Below are 18,827 nucleotides of genomic sequence, written 5' to 3'. Positions count from 1 at the left end.
AAATGCTAAAGCAAATATCTCCACTTATTTTAGTTGCAGCCGTTACGGCTTGCAGTACGCCCGTTGATAGAAGACAGGCAAATGATACAGATCAAAATTATCAAGATTTAGCAGTGGCGCCACAGTTAGTGATCCCAAGTGGATTGAAACAACCAACGTACAGCAAAGAATTTGATATTCCGGAAGTGGGCGCCAAGGTGGATACAACTCTTGTTGGTAACCGTCTCGATATTCGTCCACCTTTACAAGTGTTGCCAATGGCGGAAGGAACACGAGTAGAAGAGGGAAGTGATAACATTAAGATTGTTGTTGAGTCGATCGACAATGAAATTGACCTTAAGCAAGAGATATTTGATGTTCTTAAAGAATACTTCGCTAGTAAGTCAATCTCTTTAATAAGTGAAAACTTTGAAAAAGGTACACTTGAAACCGACTGGATTAGCAGTGAGCAAGTGATTGAATCTAGCCTATGGGGTAGCGATAAAGTTTATCAGTTAAAGCAACGTTACTTATACACGGTAGATGTTCGTCCACATGGGCGTAGTGGTAACTTAACTATTGATTTAGTTGAGCATGAAGAAAGCTATGATGGCGATCTACAAGATATCCTGTTAAGCGGTGAAGACAAGCGTCGCTACACCATTGATAGATTAAATGACTCAGTAAGTTATATTAGTATCGAACGTGCTAAAGCACTGAAAGCTAAACGCTTAAAGCAAAGCTTAGGTATCGATGTAAATCTGATTGCTGAAGCAGAAGAGCAGGCGTACTGGTTGGCTGATGCCAAATTTAAACGTACTTGGGATCGCTTACGCATTGTCTTACCTGAAATGGGCTTTGAAATTGTCGACATGGATAGCAACAAAGGTTTGCTATATATCAATATTACCGATGATTCAGGATTCTGGAGCTCATTATGGAGCGACAAAGAGCTGCCTATTGAAGCGGGTTCTTATCGCTTAGAGCTAAAAGATGGCGTAGATGACAAGACCGAGATTCACTTGCTGAACGCTGAAAATGCACCGCTTTCTAACGAAGTCGTTACAGCTGTTTATGAAGGTTTTGCAGAGTTAATGCAAGAAGATCGTAAGACACGTTAACTGACTAACGTATCGTAAAAAAGGAGCCTTAGGGCTCCTTTTTGCGTTTTGGTCTAAAATTATTACTGAGTATTGTGACTTTTAGTGTTACCGACATGCCCCATTTATACGAGCAGAGTGCGTATACTGATAAATGACAGTGGAACCTTAAAAAGTACAGTAGTCAATTAGAGCGTATTAATGCGAATAAATAGATAATTTGACTGATAGTTGCTTTTAAACTCGTATAAACAAAGCAAGTTTTGTCAAATTGTGAACTAGATTCAAGTTTTTGCCAGCGACGGATTTATCCTAGTTAGCCGTTACTGGTAACAATATGTAATATTATATAAAATTGTGCCGTTGTCGAACTAGAAGTTTGGAAGAGTAGATGAAAATACGTGCTAAAGGTTTTACCTTAATCGAACTCGTGGTGGTGATTATCGTTCTCGGTATATTAGCCGTTATTGCCATACCCAAATTTATCAACCTAAGCCAAGATGCTCATGATGCCACTGCCAAAACGGCTTTTAGTAGCTTTAAGACTGGTGTTAGCTTATACCATAGCTGTTGGCTGGCATCGGGTAATAGTGGTTACGTAAAAGATCTGAGTTGTTACGGCGAAGGCGATATTGATTCATCGGCTACGGGCTACCCGCTCGGTACAGATACTGCAACGAGTGAAAACGGAACTAAACTTCACGGCTCTTACTGTAAACAAGTCTGGCAAGGCTTACTTGATGAAGAGTTTACTTTAGCTATGCATACTACCGATGGGGCACAAGACCCGTTTGTTAAAGGCAACGACATCCTTTACTGGTATTCAGGCGGTAACATAAGCGACCCTGATACCTATTGTTATTACAATTATATTGCTGACGATCACCAAAAAGGCAGTGAAAATTGGCAGCTTAAGTATTTTCCTGGGACTGGTGAGACGAGCGTAGGCAAAGGGGCATTGAGCTTCCCTCAACCTTAGTCAAATGGCTAACAGCCCTTAAAGCTATATATTTTATGAAGCGCTCCTTTGAACAGGAGCTTTTTTATGTCAAAAATTTGCTTTCGTAATAGCCAAAATCGTCATATACAAAACATAATAGTTTGCCATACTTGAAATAGGGATGTTAATAGGAGGCTCAATGCGATTATGTAGTCATCTGTGCTGCTTGATGATATTTGCCGGTAGTTTTTCTATCTATGCTGACGATCGTCAATTACGCGCTGAGAAAATGTTGCGCCAGCAACTAGCAATTATTGTGCTAGTGAGTGATGACGAGCGTTTTATTGAGCATAAGAAAACACTCGCCGCAGGTACACTTACTCAAAAAAGCCTAACAGCCATTGAGCTTGATATTGCACAGTATTGGCAAGATCACCAGATCCCTATTCGTGCTAATACTGTGCAAGCCGAAAAGGACCCTTTTCTCAGGGCTATGGCGTTAGAGCCACAAATAGAAGGCTTTTTACAGTTACAAAACCGCATCCGCCATTTACTGTGGCTGTCAGAACAAGATTGGTGGCAACCCATCAGTTTAGAAGTCTTAGTTAGGCCAGGCGATAAAAGCCAACTAATTCCTGTTATAGTTAAACGGTTATGGTTACTTGGGGACGCGAAACATACGACGAGTGATTCTGTTATATTAGATGATGATGTTGTCATAGCTATTAAGCGGTTTCAGCGACGTCATGGGTTAACGGCTGACGGCATTATCGGCCCTGAAACAGTTAAATGGCTAAACGTATCGCCTCAGGCAAGAGCACGGATGTTGGCCAATAACTTTGTACAAAGAGCTGAGTTTATGTCGCAGCGCTCAGAACGGTTTTTAGTGATTAATATACCGGCATTTGAGATGGAGCTATTTAATCAAGGCAGAGTGGAGCTAGCATCTAGAGTGATAGTGGGTAAACCTTACCGGCCAACACCATTATTGAGCAGTTCAATTTCTAATGTGGTGATCAACCCTAGCTGGCGAGTCCCTAAAAAGATTTTATATAACGATTTACTTCCCCAAGTGAGAAAAGATGGTCATTACATTAATGACAGAAATTTCGATGTGTTTGATCGTCAAGATAAGCAAGTCATAAGAACTGCTGAACAATGGAGTGATTTAGCAAGAGGCCCGTTCCCTTATCGGTTTGTACAACGGCCCGGTATCAATAACACTTTAGGCCGTTATAAATTCTACTTCCCAAATGATCACAGTGTTTATTTGCATGACACAGTAGATCCTGAACTGTTCGAGCGTAGTGATCGCGCCCTGTCTTCAGGATGCATCCGAGTTGAAAATGTTGAAGGTTTAGCCAATTGGATGGCTGCCCATTTAGTGAAAGATAAACAAACATGGGTTGATAGACACAGAGATAGAAAACGTACCCAGTGGTTTTCGTTAAATTCAACACTCAATGTACACCTCGTTTATTGGACCGCATGGATTGATGATGCTAATCAGGTGCAATTTAGAAATGATATCTATCAGATGAACGCAACTAATCAGCTCACAGCACCCGCCAGTGCTCAAATCAACGACTTATAAAGCAGTTGTTGCTAATTTAGCATGATTGCTTGATTTCTGTTTTTTTACAGGTTAATTTGCCTGCCAGTTGTAGGAAAAGTAGTCAGTGGTGGCAGTGTGTCAGTAGTATGTAGCTCGCGTAGACAATTATTATTAGGCTTAGGTGGAGTGGCAATGTTTTCAATGTTGCCATCAAAAGCACAAGCCAGTCGTTCAACTAAGGGAGTGAGAAGTTTAGGCTTCTATAACCGCCATACAGGTGAGCGTGGGCAAGGAAGCTACTGGATAGACGGCGATTATCAAAGTGAGATTTTAACCGATTTTAGCAAGGTACTTAGGGATCATCGCCAGAATGAATCTGCACCTATGGACAAACGTCTTTTTGACTTTGCGTTTAAACTGACAGAATCATTAAGTTTTGAAGATGAGTTGCATGTTATCTCGGGTTATCGTTCACCCAAAACTAACGCTATGTTGGCTAAAAATAGTAATGGTGTGGCTAAGAAAAGTTACCACATGAAGGGCATGGCGTTAGACCTAGCGCTTCCAGGCGTAAAGCTTGCTCATATCAGAGAAGCCGCAATCGAGCTTAAGCTCGGCGGAGTAGGGTATTACCCTAACTCAGGGTTTATCCACATCGATACAGGACCCATAAGAAGCTGGTAGTGCAATTTGACACTTAATATATATTTAAATCACTGCTTATATCTTTTGTGCGTAAAAATATTCTGTGTTAGAATCCGCCCGCTTTAAGCAAAGTCATGGTTGGTCGAAAATCGTGACTTTATTATATTATTATTTTTATTAAGTGAGTTTACTATGTCTTATACTATCGCTGCAGAAGTTCGTACAGAAATCGGGAAAGGTTCGAGCCGCCGCCTACGTCACGCTAGCAAAGTTCCTGGTGTTATCTACGGTCCAGGTAAAGAAGCTATCTCTATTGTTTTTGAACACAAAGATATCATCAACATTCAAGAGAACCAAGATTTCTACACTTCTGAGCTAACTATCGCTCTAGAAGGTAAAGATGTTAAAGTTCGCGTTCAAGACATGCAACGCCACGCGTTCAAGCCAATGATCGAACACGTTGACTTCAAATTCGCTTAATCTAAGCTGATTTGAAAAAAGCGCCTCTAGGGCGCTTTTTTTATGCCTAAATCGAATACTATTCCTCTTTCTTTTCAGGGCAGGCCGCGATAAGGCTTATTTTTTCCTCATCACATAGCTCTAGCCTGACATCGAACCCCCATAAACGGTGTAGGTGTTTAACCACCTCATGACAGGTGTCTGCTAACGGGATCCGTTGGTTTGGTATATATCGCAAGCTAATGGATCTATCACCGCTGACTTCGACATTCTGAACTTGAATGTTAGGTTCAAGGTTAGACAAATTATACTGTTGAGACAGTTTTTCTCTTATCTCTTTATACCCCTCATCGTCATGAATGGCTGATACGCTAATATGATTACGTCTGTCATCATCAAGGATCGAAAACAGCTTAAATTGCCTAATGATATTGGGTGAGAGATATTGGCTAATAAAGCTTTCATCTTTAAAATTTTCCATCGCAAAGTGCAGGGTGGTTAACCAATCACTGCCTGCAATGTCAGGAAACCACTGCTTGTCTTCTTCTGTTGGGTTTTCACAAATACGGCGGATATCAACAAACATGTTAAACCCCAGAGCATAGGGGTTGATTCCACTGTAATGGGGGCTGTTGTAACTTGGTTGGGCAACAACATTGGTATGGCTTTGCAAAAACTCCAGCATAAAGCGGTCGGTGACTAAGCCCTCATCATAAAGGTGATTGAGAATGGTGTAGTGCCAAAATGTCGCCCAGCCTTCATTCATCACCTGGGTTTGTTTTTGCGGATAGAAATATTGGCCCATTTTTCGAACGATTCTGACTATCTCACGTTGCCAAGGTTCAAGCAGCGGCGCATGTTTTTCAATAAAGTACAGGATGTTTTCTTGGGGCTCAGCAGGAAAGTTAACTTTTTCTTGTTTTGCTTCTTCCTGAGGTAAATCGGGAATAGTACGCCAAAGCTCATTCACCTGACTTTGTAAGTAGGCTTCTCTGTCTTTTTGGCGCATTTTTTCTTCTTTAAAAGAGATTTCGCTTGGTCGCTTGTATCTGTCAACACCGTAGCTCATTAGTGCATGACAAGAGTCGATAATACTTTCTACCTTCTCAATGCCGTATAGCTCCTCACATTCACTAATATAGTTACGAGCGAAAACCAAGTAATCTATGATTGAGCTCGCATCGGTCCAGGTTTTAAAAAGATAATTACCTTTAAAAAAGCTATTGTGACCAAAACTGGCGTGCGCCATCACTAGAGCTTGCATCGTAATGGTGTTTTCTTCCATCAAGTATGCAATACAGGGATCGGAATTAATCACGATTTCATAAGCTAAGCCCATTTGACCGCGTTTATATCCTCTTTCAGTTTCAATAAAACGTTTGCCAAATGACCAATGGGTATACCCAATAGGCATACCTATCCCGGCATAAGCGTCCATCATCTGCTCGGCAGTAATGACTTCAATTTGGTTTGGGTAGGCGTCTAAACGATAGAAGTCAGCTACCCGTTCAATCTCGGTTAAATAGGTCTGCAGTAGATCGAAAGTCCAATCCGGACCATCGTCTAGTGGTGTTCTTTTATTTGGAGTATCCATAGCGCCTCCTAAACAGCCTGCTTTTTAAATAATTCCCTAAACACGGGATAGATGTCTTCAGCTTGCTTAATATGTTGCACGGCAATATTGTCATGTGTTTTTTGCAGAGCCTCATATTCACGCCATAGTGTCTGATGGGCACGATTTGTTATCTCGATATAGCTGAAGTAGCGAACCACAGGTAATAATTTTTTCTCTAACAATTCATGACAAGAAGGAGAGTCGTCTGCCCAGTTGTCACCATCCGATGCTTGTGCTGCATAGATATTCCATTCATTTTCTGGGTAGCGTTTTTGCTGGATCTCATGCATGAGTTTCAGCGCACTCGATACAATGGTGCCACCGGTTTCTTGCGAGTAAAAGAATTCGTGTTCATCCACCTCTTTAGCTTGGGTGTGGTGACGAATATAAACCACTTCAAGATTCTTATAGGTTCGAGTCAGAAACAGGTACAGCAAAATATAAAAACGCTTAGCCATATCTTTTGTGGCTTGATCCATTGAGCCAGATACGTCCATTAAACAAAACATGACCGCCTGACTTGAAGGTACTTCACGCTTAGCATAATTGTTGTAGCGTAAATCGAACGTATCAATAAACGGGACTTTCTTGATCCGTTGCTTTAGATCGGCGATTTCAGCTTTTAGCGCCATAATGCGTTCAGCTTCAGAACCTGGGGTGTTCTCTAATTCGGCTAACTCTTGTTCTAGTGCAACGAGTTTAGATTTTTTTGTGGATGTCATTGCTGTTCTGCGTGCAAGCGATGAACGCAACGAACGAACAATATTGATATTGGCTGGCACGCCGTCGTTGGTAAAGCCTGCACGATATACCTGATACTCGACGAGTTTATTTAAGCGGTTGTTTTGTAGATTGGGCAGTTCTAGATCTTCAAATAACAGCTCTAAATACTCATCTTTAGAGATTTCAAATACAAAATCGTCTTGGCCTTCACCTGAGTCCGATGCTTCACCTTGTCCAGCACCTTGCCCCTGTCCTGATGGCGGGCGCTCAATTTGATCGCCTTTAGCAAACTTGTCATTACCAGGATGAACGCGTTCTCTAACGCCGCCATTTCCTTGATGAAATGTAGGCTCGCTAATATCCCGAGTGGGGATACTGATCTTTTCGCCCTTATCAACATCAGTCACACTGCGGCGTGTAACTGCATCGCTAACGGCTTTTTTGATTTGTTTCTTATAACGATTGATAAACCGTTGTCTATTAACGGTACTTTTACCTTTAGCATTAAGCCTTCTATCAATAAAACTTGTCATGCGCACCTCCTAGCCTAAAGTGGGGGAGCACGCTCCCCCTAGGGCTTTTTAAGAAGACTTTCTCACTCTCAAATACCACTCAGAAAGTAGCCTTACTTGTTTTTGGGTGTAGCCTTTTTCCATCATACGATTCACAAAGTCATCATGCTTACGTTGGTCATCGGTAGAGGTTTTGCCATTGAAAGAAATAACTGGCAGTAGATCTTCGGTATTTGAAAACATCTTTTTCTCAATTACCGTTCTAAGTTTTTCATAGCTAGTCCAAAGCGGATTAGTGCCTTCATTGTTAGCTCGTGCACGTAGCACAAAGTTAACAATCTCATTCCTAAAGTCCTTAGGATTGCTAATTCCTGCAGGTTTTTCTATTTTTTCTAGCTCAGCATTGAGTGCGGCTCGATCAAATAGTTGTCCGGTTTCTGGGTCACGATATTCTTGGTCTTGGATCCAAAAGTCTGCATAGGTGACATACCTATCAAAAATATTCTGACCATATTCAGAGTAAGATTCTAAGTATGCGGTTTGGATTTCCTTACCAATAAACTCAACATATTTTGGAATCAGGTAACCTTTTAAAAACTCTAAGTAACGCTCAGCCATCTCTGTTGGAAACTGCTCTTGCTCGATTTGACGCTCTAATACATAGAATAGGTGAACTGGGTTTGCTGCAATTTCGGTATGGTCGAAGTTAAATACCCGGGATAAGATCTTAAAGGCAAAACGTGTAGAAAGACCGAGCATCCCTTCGTCCACGCCAGCGTAGTCGCGGTATTCTTGATAAGACTTGGCTTTCGGGTCGGTGTCTTTAAGGCTTTCACCATCGTAGACACGCATCTTTGAATAGATAGACGAGTTTTCTGGCGCGACCACCCTTGATAATACAGTGAACTGCGCCAAGGTTTCTAATGTGCCAGGGGCACATGGGGTGTTAGCTAACTCAGAATTACTCAGTAGTTTTTCGTAAATACGAACTTCTTCAGAGATTCTTAGGCAATACGGCACTTTAACAATATAAACACGGTCTAAAAAAGCTTCATTGGTTTTATTGTTTCTGAAGGTTGTCCACTCAGACTCATTGGAGTGAGCTAAAATAATGCCGCTATAAGGTAGGGCTGATAACCCCTCAGTACCATTATAGTTACCTTCCTGTGTCGCGGTTAATAATGGGTGTAACACCTTAATCGGTGCCTTAAACATCTCCACAAACTCCATCAAGCCTTGGTTTGCCCGGCATAATGCACCTGAGTATGAGTAGGCATCGGCATCATGTTGAGCAAAATGCTCTAGCTGACGAATATCCACTTTACCGACAAGAGATGAAATATCTTGGTTGTTTTCGTCGCCAGGCTCAGTTTTGGCAATGGCAAGCTGATCTAAAATAGAAGGGTAGACTTTAACGACTTTAAACTTGGAGATATCACCTCCAAAATCATGTAAACGCTTAACAGCCCAAGGAGACATAATGGTTTTTAAATAGCGGTCGGGAATATTGTATTCTTGCTTAAGAATGTCACCATCTTCGTCTAAATTAAATAGACAAAATGGGTGATCATTGACTGGGCTACGCACGCCATCAGCGGTGAGTACATAAATGGGTACATTTTGCATTAGGGCTTTTAACTTTTCAGCGAGCGATGATTTACCACCACCTACAGGACCCAGTAAGTAAAGGATCTGCTTTGATTCCTCTAGACCTTGAGCTGAATGCTTAAGGTAAGCCACAATTTGTTCAATGGCTTCCTCCATACCGTAAAAATCTTTAAATGCAGGATAACGTGAGATTAGTCTATTAGAAAATAGGCGACTAAGTACTGGGTCTTTAGAAGTATCAATCACTTCTGGTTCACCAATAGCCATCAATAATCGTTCGGCTGCAGATGCATAAGCACTGCGGTCTTGTTTACAGATCTGTAAAAAGTCTTCTAATGAATACTCTTCGTCGAGTTTTTGTTCATAGCGCTGTTGGTAATGCTCAAATATACTCATAACCGACCCCCTAAAACGCACAAATGATAAGATGAGAGGTAAAAACACTTTGCCTCCTATCTTTAATGTTAGTCGTAAAATGAGAGCCTTGTAGTAAAAAAGTAAATAAAAACAAAGAGAAATAGTTGCAAATGCAATAGTTGCAGTTGATAGGTTTAGCTATCGCTTAGAGGTTTGGAATTAATAAGCGACTTCTTACAAGTGACTATCAATGTAATCGTAAGCCTAGGTTTGGTTGAGGTTTTATACCAATCAGTATAAGAATTTGATCAGCTCAGAACGATTTTTGGCAAACTAATTCAAGGCGAATAGCTGTAATAATGGTTATTCCCTTATAAATCTATTCAACGCAGAAGTAGGCAGCCAAAAACGTTCCAGACTGGCGAGTTTTAGCGATTCTGATGCTGTGTTAACGAACTTGAACGTAGAATAACTATGCCCTTCGCTCGTTGCCTTGCCTCAAAACCGCTAAACTCTCGCTGAGCGACTAAATGTTTATACTGATTGGTATTAATTGCCTCAATTGAAGTTGTTGCCATTAATCTCTCTGGTTTTTTTGAGTAATAAAAGTGTGCTTAAGCATAGACTGATGGCACTGACTCTAAGCGAAAGCCAAGTAAGAGTTACTTGGCCTTGTGGGGATGGATTTACGCGCTTTTACTCTGTATGAACGACTTACTTGTTAGCGTGTGTCGAATAGCCATAATCACTGTCTACTTTCCAGATACGGTAACGCAGCTCGCTGTTTTCTGGTAAATAAAACACCTTAGGTAAACGGCTATCGTATTTAAGCAAAAGATCGGCATTAATCTTTAAAAATTTTTCGGTTTTAGCCTGGTCGAAACACGCCATCATGGTACTAGGACCATCAACAATTTTGTCGACTTGATAATAATTATAGCCCCAGCCCTCAACAGATAGCTGTTTAAGCTCGCCAATCAGGCCGCGTTTATTGCAATCGACCATTTGTGTTTGTCCAATTTCAATTTCTACCATGTAGTCAGCTTCATTATCGAGTTTCGGTAGCGTTAAAATATGCTGCTCTTGACCTGATTCAGGTCTTGGATACATTTTGGTTTCATTATTTGAGACATAATTATTTGAGCTATACATTTGCGCTGTTAGCATATTTTGATTCATTCCCGATGGATGGGCAGGGCTGGTCGCATTCACGTCAAATGAAAAAGCACAAAATACTAATGATGTGGCAACGAGAGAGCGGCTGAACAATTTGCTGCTGTTAGTCAATAAGGTCATATATTCTCCAAAATACAAAGTGGATTGCTGTTCAATACCCATATAAACGGCCTAGATTCTAAAAGGGGTTAAATTTATTTAAAAAATTTTGTATTGTTTGCTCACCTTTGGCGGGTTTTAATTATTTTTATTTATTATCAGTTGGTTACTAGTGTTATGTTCTGGGGTGACTATTCCAGCGTTAGCATCACACTTTAGGTCTTGAGCCGTTCTTCTCCAATAATCACTGAGTTTACCCCTAAACTTATTCAACAAAATTAGCTAATTCTGGTGGTGCTCGCAAAGCGATCTTGATCACATAAAGTCTCATGCCCCTTGTATTGTTGAAAACATAGGTACAAACTTAGTTTGATTTTCAAATTAATCTAGCGTCAAAGTAAATTATTTTCAAACTATATGTCTCTCAAACTAATCATGTTGCAATACAGAATATGGTTAGCTTCTTTGTTGAGCTTGAAGCCATGTAGTTTGAATTATTCATTAAAATCGCAGCAAAACGGCTAATGAGTCAATCGTTATGAGGCGCGAATCTTTTGTAATGTGGTACATAAATAGAACTAAAGAAGAAGGTATTTTTATGCTTAAGGGTGAGCAAGTGCAAAGTAACTGTCAGCACAAACATGGGTTTTCCAATTTAAACAGCGAGGGTGAACGCAATACTGCATATGTCTTGTTGCTGACGATAGTAACTATGTTAGCTGAAATTATAGCTGGAACGGTTTATGGTTCGATGGCTTTGCTGGCTGACGGCTGGCATATGGGGACGCATGCTGCGGCATTTATGATTACTCTTTTTGCTTATCGTTATGCGCGCAATAATGCCAATTCTGCTGAGTTTTCATATGGTACGGGAAAGGTGAGTGTTCTTGGCGGCTATACAAGTGCGATTGCGCTTGGGGTCGTGGCACTGGTGATGTTGGTTGAATCTGGTATTAGAATATTTAAGCCCCATGAAATTCAATTCGATCAGGCCATTTGGGTTGCCTTTATTGGACTTGCTGTAAACATAGCAAGCGCATTTTTACTTAAAGATCATCATGGTCACTCACACGGCGATGGACATTCTCACGGTCATAAACATGACGATCATCATAGCCACCATGAAGAGCATCACGGACATGATCACAATTTACGTGCGGCGTATTTCCATGTTCTTGCCGATGCGCTTACCTCTGTACTGGCAATCGCTGCGCTATTAATGGGCAAATATTTTGGATTAACTTGGTTAGACCCATTAATGGGAATCGTCGGTGGTATTATCATTAGTCGCTGGGCATGGGGATTACTAAAGCAAACAAGTCCAGTGTTATTAGATGCGAGTATTGAACAAGCTTATATTGACCAGATAACCACAAGCATTGAGCAAGATAAAGCGCGAGTCATCGATCTACATATCTGGAAAGTGAGCGCCGATCACTATGCTGCTAGCTTTGTCATTGAAAGTGTAGATGGGCTGGGAGTTGATTATTTTAAAGATAAGCTTTCATATTTTAAACGCTTATCCCATGTCACTATTGAAGTTAATCCAATGACTGAGGCACAATAGCTGTCTTATCAATAAGAGTAAACCAAATGAAAAACCAAGATGATAACCTAAGTCATGCAATGATCGAATTTTACGAGAAGTTATCATCTTGGGAAATGGCTGTGGTTAAAGATAAAGGCTTTAGTTTGCCTCAAGTGCACACGGTTGAGATTTTGGGTCTTAATGGCCCAATGCGAATGAAAGAATTAGCGCAAAAAATAGGGGTGACCACGGGGACGCTTACTGTTCAAGTCGACAAAATGGTAGATGCAGGTTTAGTTAACCGGGTTCCTCATGCTAACGACAGACGTTCAATTTTAATCGAACTAACAGCAAGTGGTCATGCTATGTTTATCGAGCACGATAAGTTGCATATGCAACTAACCCAAGATCTAACCGCTAAGTTTGATGATAGTGAACGCGGGCAGTTACTGGCATTTTTTGAAAGAATAAATAAAGAATTCTAACGGTATAAAATTGATGGCTCACCTGATGCTGGTGAGTCTCTATTTTGTTTGCTTCCTATTCCCTCGCTTTACATTCATTGTTAACCATCTATATCCTTTCGCTCTCTTTGAGCGTGCTACTTATTCAATCAAAGCTGCTGTTTTCATGGCACTTGAACTTCAGCCTGTTGCAAAATGATACATATTTAAAGTGATTGTATCTAAAATTCAGTGAGATGCTTTGTAGATAATAGCTGTAGTGCTAAAATTACGGAGGAAATGCCGACAAAAGGCGATTGGCTAGGAAGGCTATCATCCGCCTTTACCTTCAAATCAATTAAAGTGAGCAATACTTGTGCTATCACGTCTTAAAAGCCTATCCAGCATTCAATTTACTTTTGTCTTAGCACTTTATTATACGTGTGTATTCAACATCCCATTTTTTAATGTGGTAAAGCACGGTATTGAAAAGCAAGCCGATGTGAATATGATGTTCATCGCCACTATTCCATTTTTCCTCGTATTTGTTTTATCCTTTCTATTTAGCCTGTTTAGTGTGAAATATCTGGCTAAGCCATTTTTCATTCTAGTGACATTATTATCTTCAGGTGTGTTTTTTGCCGAGCTTCAATATGGCGTGATCTTTGATTACGGCATGATAGAAAACATGATGCAAACCAATCAGGCCGAGGCAGCAACTTACTTAAATTGGGTTTCAATTGCCAACTTGTTGTTAACAGGTGTTGTGCCAGCAGTATTGATTTACAAAGTTAATATTACTTATAAACCGTTTGCAAAAGAGTTAATACACAAAGCACTTTTTATGCTGACAATGCTTATTGGTATATTGATTATTGCAGCCTTTTACTATGAAAATTATTTGGCATTTGGCCGCAATAACAATCTGATTAAACGTTCAATTGTGCCTACCTACTTTATAGGTTCTACTGCTAAATACCTTAATATTAACTACCTACAGTCGCCACTCGAATATAAACAGTTGGGGTTAGATGCAAAGCAAACTCACATTAAAGATAAGCCTAATTTAGTGGTACTGCTGGTGGGGGAAACTGCTAGAGCAATGAACTATAGCTATTATGGTTATAACAAACCCACTAACAGTCATACCCAGCAGCAAGGTTTAGTGGTATTTAAGCAAACGACATCATGCGGCACGGCCACCGCAGTTTCTTTACCTTGTATGTTTTCAAGAATGGACAGAGAAAATTATGATGAGCGCCGCGCAAAATCCCAAGATGGCCTTATCGATGTGTTAAATCATGCAGGGGTTCAGCTGCAATGGTTAGACAACGATAGCGGCTGTAAGGGGACTTGTCAGCATATTGAACATATCATCATAGATCATGACACTAATCCAAAATGGTGTAACGGTGAGTCTTGTTATGATGAAGTGCTCGTTGAAGAGTTATCAAAGCGTTTAGCTCATATCAAATCTGAAAACACGCTTATTGTATTGCACCTTATTGGCTCCCATGGACCAACTTATTACCAACGCTATCCGGAAAATCATCGAAAATTTGTGCCAGACTGCCAACGTAGTGATATCCAAAACTGCAGTAAACAAGAGTTGTTAAATACCTATGACAATACCATTTTGTACACAGACTTTATTATTTCTCAGGTCGTTGAGCAGCTAAAATCACAGCAATCTCGATTTGATACTGCAATGCTGTATATGTCAGATCATGGTGAGTCATTAGGTGAAAGTGGCTTGTATTTACACGGTGCCCCTTACGCATTCGCACCTAGAGAGCAGACTCACATTCCGTTCTTAGGTTGGTTTTCAAAAGACTTTGCTAGCCAAAATCACCTAGATTTAGCGTGTTTAAATCAAGAGGCTACCAAAGGCGGTTTTTCCCATGACAATCTATTTGATAGCTTACTGGGGTTATTAAATGTGACAAGTGAGGTCTATCGACCAACGGCTGATATTTTTGCACGTTGCCGAAAAAATAACTAAAAAGTGAAAATATTTTATACAAGAATTAAGGTATCCTGTTTTATATAAAGGTATGATAAGTATAGATTTGCTTAAGGGATAACTAATTTATGGATATGGCACAGCATTTGTCTGAAACTGAGTTGTCAGCAAAAATATTACGTCATGCAGTACCAAAAATGTCGGAGTTAAATATTCCCGTCACGCCTGACAACTATGCTGTTTGGTATGAATATTTTAAAGGTATGAATCGGGAGTTAAAGCTGGCGATTGATGGCCTGCTAGACAAAAAACTTGAGTTCACGCCAGAAGTTTGTCATAGCCTATATAAGACCTATATTCAGATCCAATATCCTGAAGTCATTGAAAATGTTCAGATTGAAACCCAAGCACTCATCAATACTTTACTGGCTAAAATAGCGAGCATGAGCAAAGGGACCACACGATTTTCTGTATCATTGAGCGACTTTGATAAGGCGTTAAAAGGTAAGCCTGATCCTACGGTAATCCAGACTTTAGTTGATGAAGTTAGCAATGAGCTAGATGAGATTATCGCAGCCAATACTGAGATGGATAAGAGCTTGACTATTATCAACGAAGAAGTGGGTGCACTCAAAACTGAAATGCATGAACTCAAGTCGGAAGTCATGACAGATCAGTTAACCTCACTCAACAATCGACGCGCCTTCGATAAAGAAGTAATCAGCCATATTCAAAGTTTTAATCAATCCAATATGCAAAGTAGTTTATTGGTTGTGGATATTGATTATTTTAAAAAGTTTAATGATAACCATGGTCACCTTATTGGTGACAAGGTACTGACTTATGTCGCCCAAGCACTGAAAAACGGTGTGAAAGGAGACGATTTTGTCGCTCGCTATGGCGGTGAAGAGTTTGTTGTTCTCTTGCCAAATACAAGTCATGAAGATGCCCATAAGGTGGGTGAAAACTTACGCCGCAAAATTGCTAGCCAGAACCTGACGATAGGTAAAGAAAAACGCCTTCCTCTGGGTAACGTCACCATTTCTGTTGGTGTATCAACATTAAGGCCAACAGACGATAAAGACAGTTACTTTATCAGAGGTGATGAAGCGCTATATCGAGCGAAGTCCTCCGGTCGCAACTGTGTAATTGGTGAAGCAGTCGTTGAAACCTTGATATAACTCATGATTTTATCAACGTGATAGGCTGAATAAAGGCTAGCAATAATCGCCGAATGATCTTCGGCTATTAAGCTGTAGGTCGGGCTTTAGCCCGACAATATCTAACCGATCTCATCTATTTAACATCAACTCATCTATTAATCACGCTTTACTCACTGGCAGATGCTTTTAAGTCCATATGCATATTGATTAAACGCTCTTCCATATCAAAAGTCACCGTAAAGCCCAAGTGTTTAGCGAGGCTTGCCATGTTCCTATTTTCAAACATAGTGAACCCTGTAAGTACCTGAGTATCATTGTCTTTATAATACTTAACGAGTTTTTCAAGCAATAGCTTACCTAAGCCTTGGCCTTGATAGTTACTGCGTACGGCCATGGCAAACTCAGCCTCGGTATTATCAGGATCAATTGACGCCCTAATGGCGCCTAAAGTGGTTTCTTCTCCATCTTCACCAATCGCTGTTGCGATAAAAGCCATTTCGCGAGCGTAGTCAATTTGGGTTAAAACCGCCATTTCCTCATGGGTCATTTTAGAGCGAACACCAAAGTAGCGTTTGTATCTGTCCTCATCTGACAGTGAATTATCAAAAGCGAGATGCTTAGGCTCATCCTCAGGTAGGATAGGACGTAACATAACTTGGTTGCCATTTTTTAATGTGGCGATCTGTTCAAGCTCTTTTGGATAAGGTGAAATAGCAAGTCGCGATGCATTATCAACGGGTTCAGTATGCAGTCCAATATTGACATCCAGCAGCGTGATGTCTTCCCCTGCGCACAGCACAGGATTTAAATCGAGAGTCGCAATTTCTGGGCAATCAATAATAAGGTGAGAAATTTGAGTTAGCATGACACACAGCGCATGCATGTTTAGCCCTAAAGGTAAGTGTCTATCACGTAGCTTTTGGGTTTTAAGCGCTTGGATCACCATATAACGCGCTAGCGTCATATTCAGCGGCGGCAAGGCAACAACCGCATCTTTAGTCGGCTCCCACTCAGAGCCGCCTTCACCGAGCAATATAGCTGGGCCAAATACTGGGTCATTAGCAACGGCAACTCTTATCTCTTGTGCCCCAGCTGTTAGTGCCATTTTCTGTACTATCAAGCCTTCAATGCGGGCGTCAGGGTTAATCGACATAACACGCTCAATCATGGCTTTTGCAGCTTGCTCTACTTCTAAATCTGACGTTAGGTTTAGTACCACCCCATGCACATCTGACTTATGATGAATATCCGGTGATTGCACTTTTAAAGCAACGGGATAGCCGGCTTGATTGGCGAATGCCACAGCTTGCTTAGCATCATTAGTAAACCAAGTGTCTATGGTTTTAAGGCCGTATGCATTAAGAATATTACGTGACTCGTGGGTTTCTAAAATCGTTTTTCCTTGCGCCAGCGCTTGTTGCAGTTTTTCTCGTGCAAATGTCGCATCAGCGGGAATATTAACTGGAATCGATTGTGGTACTTCTTGCAGTAACTTTTGGTTGCGGCGGTACTCAACCATGTGCATAAAGGCACCAACTGCGCCTTCTGGCGTGCGATAAGTTGGAATTCTAGACTTAGAAAACAGCTTACGAGCTTCATAAGCTGAATCCTCGCCGCTCCAGTTGGTTAAAACGTTAATGCGGTTGCGGTTTGGGTGGCTAGCAATGGTCTTTGCAATCGCTTCAGCTATCTCAATACTTTCACCGAGCGCCGAAGGTGAGTGCAATACCAATATGGCATCGATATCTTCGCTATCCATCATGATTTCAAGTGCTTTGGCATAACGAACGGAATTGGCATCGCCACCGATATCAACCGGGTTTTGTCCAGACCAGCTTTTTGGCAGCAGTGCATTGAGTCGCTGGTAGATCTCTGCAGACAATAGCGGTAGCTTGCCACCGCCTAAAATAAGTTCATCAAGTGCAAGTACCGCGGGGCCGCCGCCGTTACTGATGATCCCGAGTCGCTCACCTTGCAGTGGTCTAGAGTGGGCTAAGGTTTCTACAGCAGCAAACAGCTCAATTAGATCGTTAACTCTTAGCATACCGGCTCGTCTAAAAGCGGCTTCATAAACCGCATCATTACCTGTGAGGCCTCCGGTATGCAGCTTAGCCGCACTGGTCCCCTCAATACTCCGACCAGACTTAATCACTAAAATAGGCTTGTTACGCGAGGCTGCGCGCGCTGCTGAGAGAAAATGACGTTTTTCATTTACTGAGTCGATATAAAGTAAAATGGCATCGGTTTTAGAATCTCGGCCTAAGTAATCGAGGAGTTCATCAAAGTTAATGTCGTTGGCATCACCAAGTGAAATAAACGAGGAAAAGCCAATGCCTTTATTATTGGCCCAGTCGAGTACTGTGGTGCAAATAGCGGCTGATTGCGACACAAAAGCGATTCTACCGGGGAGGGCGGCGGTGTGAGCCAAACTGGCGTTCAAACCTAAATTAGGCAAGATCATGCCTAAGCTATTTGGACCTAAAATACGCATACCGTAACGGTGGGCATTTTCTTGAGTTTGGGTTAATAAACTAGTGCCATCTTCGGTGACTTCATCCGCAAGGCCAGAGGCCATGACAATCGCCACTTTACAGCCAAACTGCGCCAGGGTTTCGATGATTGCCGGCACACTGGCTGCAGCGGTGCAAACAATCGCTAAATCGGGTTTTAACGGCAGCGCTTCAATATTGGGATAAGCGAGTACGCCCATCACCGCTTCATATTTTGGTGTCACTGGCATAATCGGCCCAGAAAACCCACCCGATAGCAGGTTTTTCATCAACACGTTGCCGGCACGTTTAGGTTTATTAGAGGCGCCAATAATGGCAACAGATTTAGGCTTAAACAGGGTATGAAGGGTACGTTGGCTCATGAACTTATCCGATAAGTCAGTATGTTATGAGTTTACATGAGCGGTTAAGTTTTACCATAGTAGAATAGTCGAAATTTCCAAGTGAGTAGT

General features: G+C 41.3%; 14 protein-coding genes. 9 read left to right on the top strand and 5 right to left on the bottom strand.

Going from position 1 to position 18,827, the window contains the following annotated elements; translation table 11 throughout:
• Positions 1-2: 2 nt before the first annotated feature.
• From bamC to rplY, 5 genes are all read left to right on the top strand, one after another.
• Positions 3-1,100, top strand: a complete 1,098-nt coding sequence (gene bamC / locus L2748_RS10070) for an outer membrane protein assembly factor BamC (protein WP_220782841.1) — start codon at positions 3-5, stop codon at positions 1,098-1,100.
• A gap of 370 nt (positions 1,101-1,470) precedes the next feature.
• Positions 1,471-2,058: a type IV pilin protein gene (locus L2748_RS10065; protein WP_220782842.1), complete on the top strand. Its 588-nt coding sequence runs from the start codon at positions 1,471-1,473 to the stop codon at positions 2,056-2,058.
• A gap of 160 nt (positions 2,059-2,218) precedes the next feature.
• Positions 2,219-3,613 (top strand): L,D-transpeptidase family protein, encoded by a 1,395-nt coding sequence (locus L2748_RS10060; protein ID WP_220782843.1) that lies wholly within the window; start codon positions 2,219-2,221, stop codon positions 3,611-3,613.
• A gap of 96 nt (positions 3,614-3,709) precedes the next feature.
• A complete protein-coding gene (gene mepK / locus L2748_RS10055; protein ID WP_220782844.1) occupies positions 3,710-4,258 on the top strand; it encodes a peptidoglycan L,D-endopeptidase MepK in 549 nt (182 codons plus the stop codon).
• A gap of 153 nt (positions 4,259-4,411) precedes the next feature.
• Positions 4,412-4,699 (top strand): 50S ribosomal protein L25, encoded by a 288-nt coding sequence (gene rplY, locus L2748_RS10050; RefSeq protein ID WP_220782845.1) that lies wholly within the window; start codon positions 4,412-4,414, stop codon positions 4,697-4,699.
• Positions 4,700-4,757: 58 nt separating this feature from the next.
• Here rplY and L2748_RS10045 read toward each other — a convergent pair whose 3' ends face one another.
• From L2748_RS10045 to eco, 4 genes are all read right to left on the bottom strand, one after another.
• On the bottom strand, positions 4,758-6,272 hold the full coding sequence (locus tag L2748_RS10045; protein ID WP_220782846.1) for a SpoVR family protein: 1,515 nt from the start codon (positions 6,270-6,272) through the stop codon (positions 4,758-4,760).
• Between the two features lie 8 nt (positions 6,273-6,280).
• Positions 6,281-7,549, bottom strand: coding sequence for a YeaH/YhbH family protein (locus L2748_RS10040; protein ID WP_220782847.1), 1,269 nt, complete (start codon positions 7,547-7,549; stop codon positions 6,281-6,283).
• A gap of 48 nt (positions 7,550-7,597) precedes the next feature.
• Positions 7,598-9,532: a PrkA family serine protein kinase gene (locus L2748_RS10035; protein WP_220782848.1), complete on the bottom strand. Its 1,935-nt coding sequence runs from the start codon at positions 9,530-9,532 to the stop codon at positions 7,598-7,600.
• A 675-nt stretch (positions 9,533-10,207) separates the two neighbouring features.
• Positions 10,208-10,789, bottom strand: a complete 582-nt coding sequence (eco, locus tag L2748_RS10030; protein ID WP_220782849.1) for a serine protease inhibitor ecotin — start codon at positions 10,787-10,789, stop codon at positions 10,208-10,210.
• A 577-nt stretch (positions 10,790-11,366) separates the two neighbouring features.
• Between eco and dmeF the strand changes: the two genes are divergently transcribed.
• The 4 genes from dmeF to L2748_RS10010 all read left to right on the top strand — a co-directional run bounded on the left by dmeF (position 11,367) and on the right by L2748_RS10010 (position 15,883).
• Positions 11,367-12,335, top strand: a complete 969-nt coding sequence (dmeF, locus tag L2748_RS10025; protein ID WP_220782852.1) for a CDF family Co(II)/Ni(II) efflux transporter DmeF — start codon at positions 11,367-11,369, stop codon at positions 12,333-12,335.
• 26 nt (positions 12,336-12,361) lie between these two features.
• Complete coding sequence (locus tag L2748_RS10020) at positions 12,362-12,781, top strand: MarR family winged helix-turn-helix transcriptional regulator (protein ID WP_220782850.1); 420 nt, start codon at positions 12,362-12,364, stop codon at positions 12,779-12,781.
• Positions 12,782-13,115: 334 nt separating this feature from the next.
• Positions 13,116-14,741, top strand: a complete 1,626-nt coding sequence (locus L2748_RS10015) for a phosphoethanolamine transferase (protein ID WP_248957694.1) — start codon at positions 13,116-13,118, stop codon at positions 14,739-14,741.
• Between the two features lie 89 nt (positions 14,742-14,830).
• Positions 14,831-15,883 carry a GGDEF domain-containing protein gene (locus L2748_RS10010; protein ID WP_220783364.1) on the top strand — a complete coding sequence of 351 codons (1,053 nt, stop codon included), beginning with the start codon at positions 14,831-14,833 and terminating at the stop codon, positions 15,881-15,883.
• A 148-nt stretch (positions 15,884-16,031) separates the two neighbouring features.
• Here L2748_RS10010 and L2748_RS10005 read toward each other — a convergent pair whose 3' ends face one another.
• Complete coding sequence (locus L2748_RS10005; RefSeq protein ID WP_220783363.1) at positions 16,032-18,737, bottom strand: bifunctional acetate--CoA ligase family protein/GNAT family N-acetyltransferase; 2,706 nt, start codon at positions 18,735-18,737, stop codon at positions 16,032-16,034.
• Between the last annotated feature and the right edge of the window lie 90 nt (positions 18,738-18,827).

It is taken from the genome of Shewanella sairae (assembly GCF_023283535.1).
In the GTDB taxonomy this organism is placed as follows: Bacteria; Pseudomonadota; Gammaproteobacteria; order Enterobacterales; family Shewanellaceae; genus Shewanella; species Shewanella sairae.
Note: the sequence above shows the minus strand (reverse complement) of the source record. Positions and strands in the feature narration are given on the sequence as shown.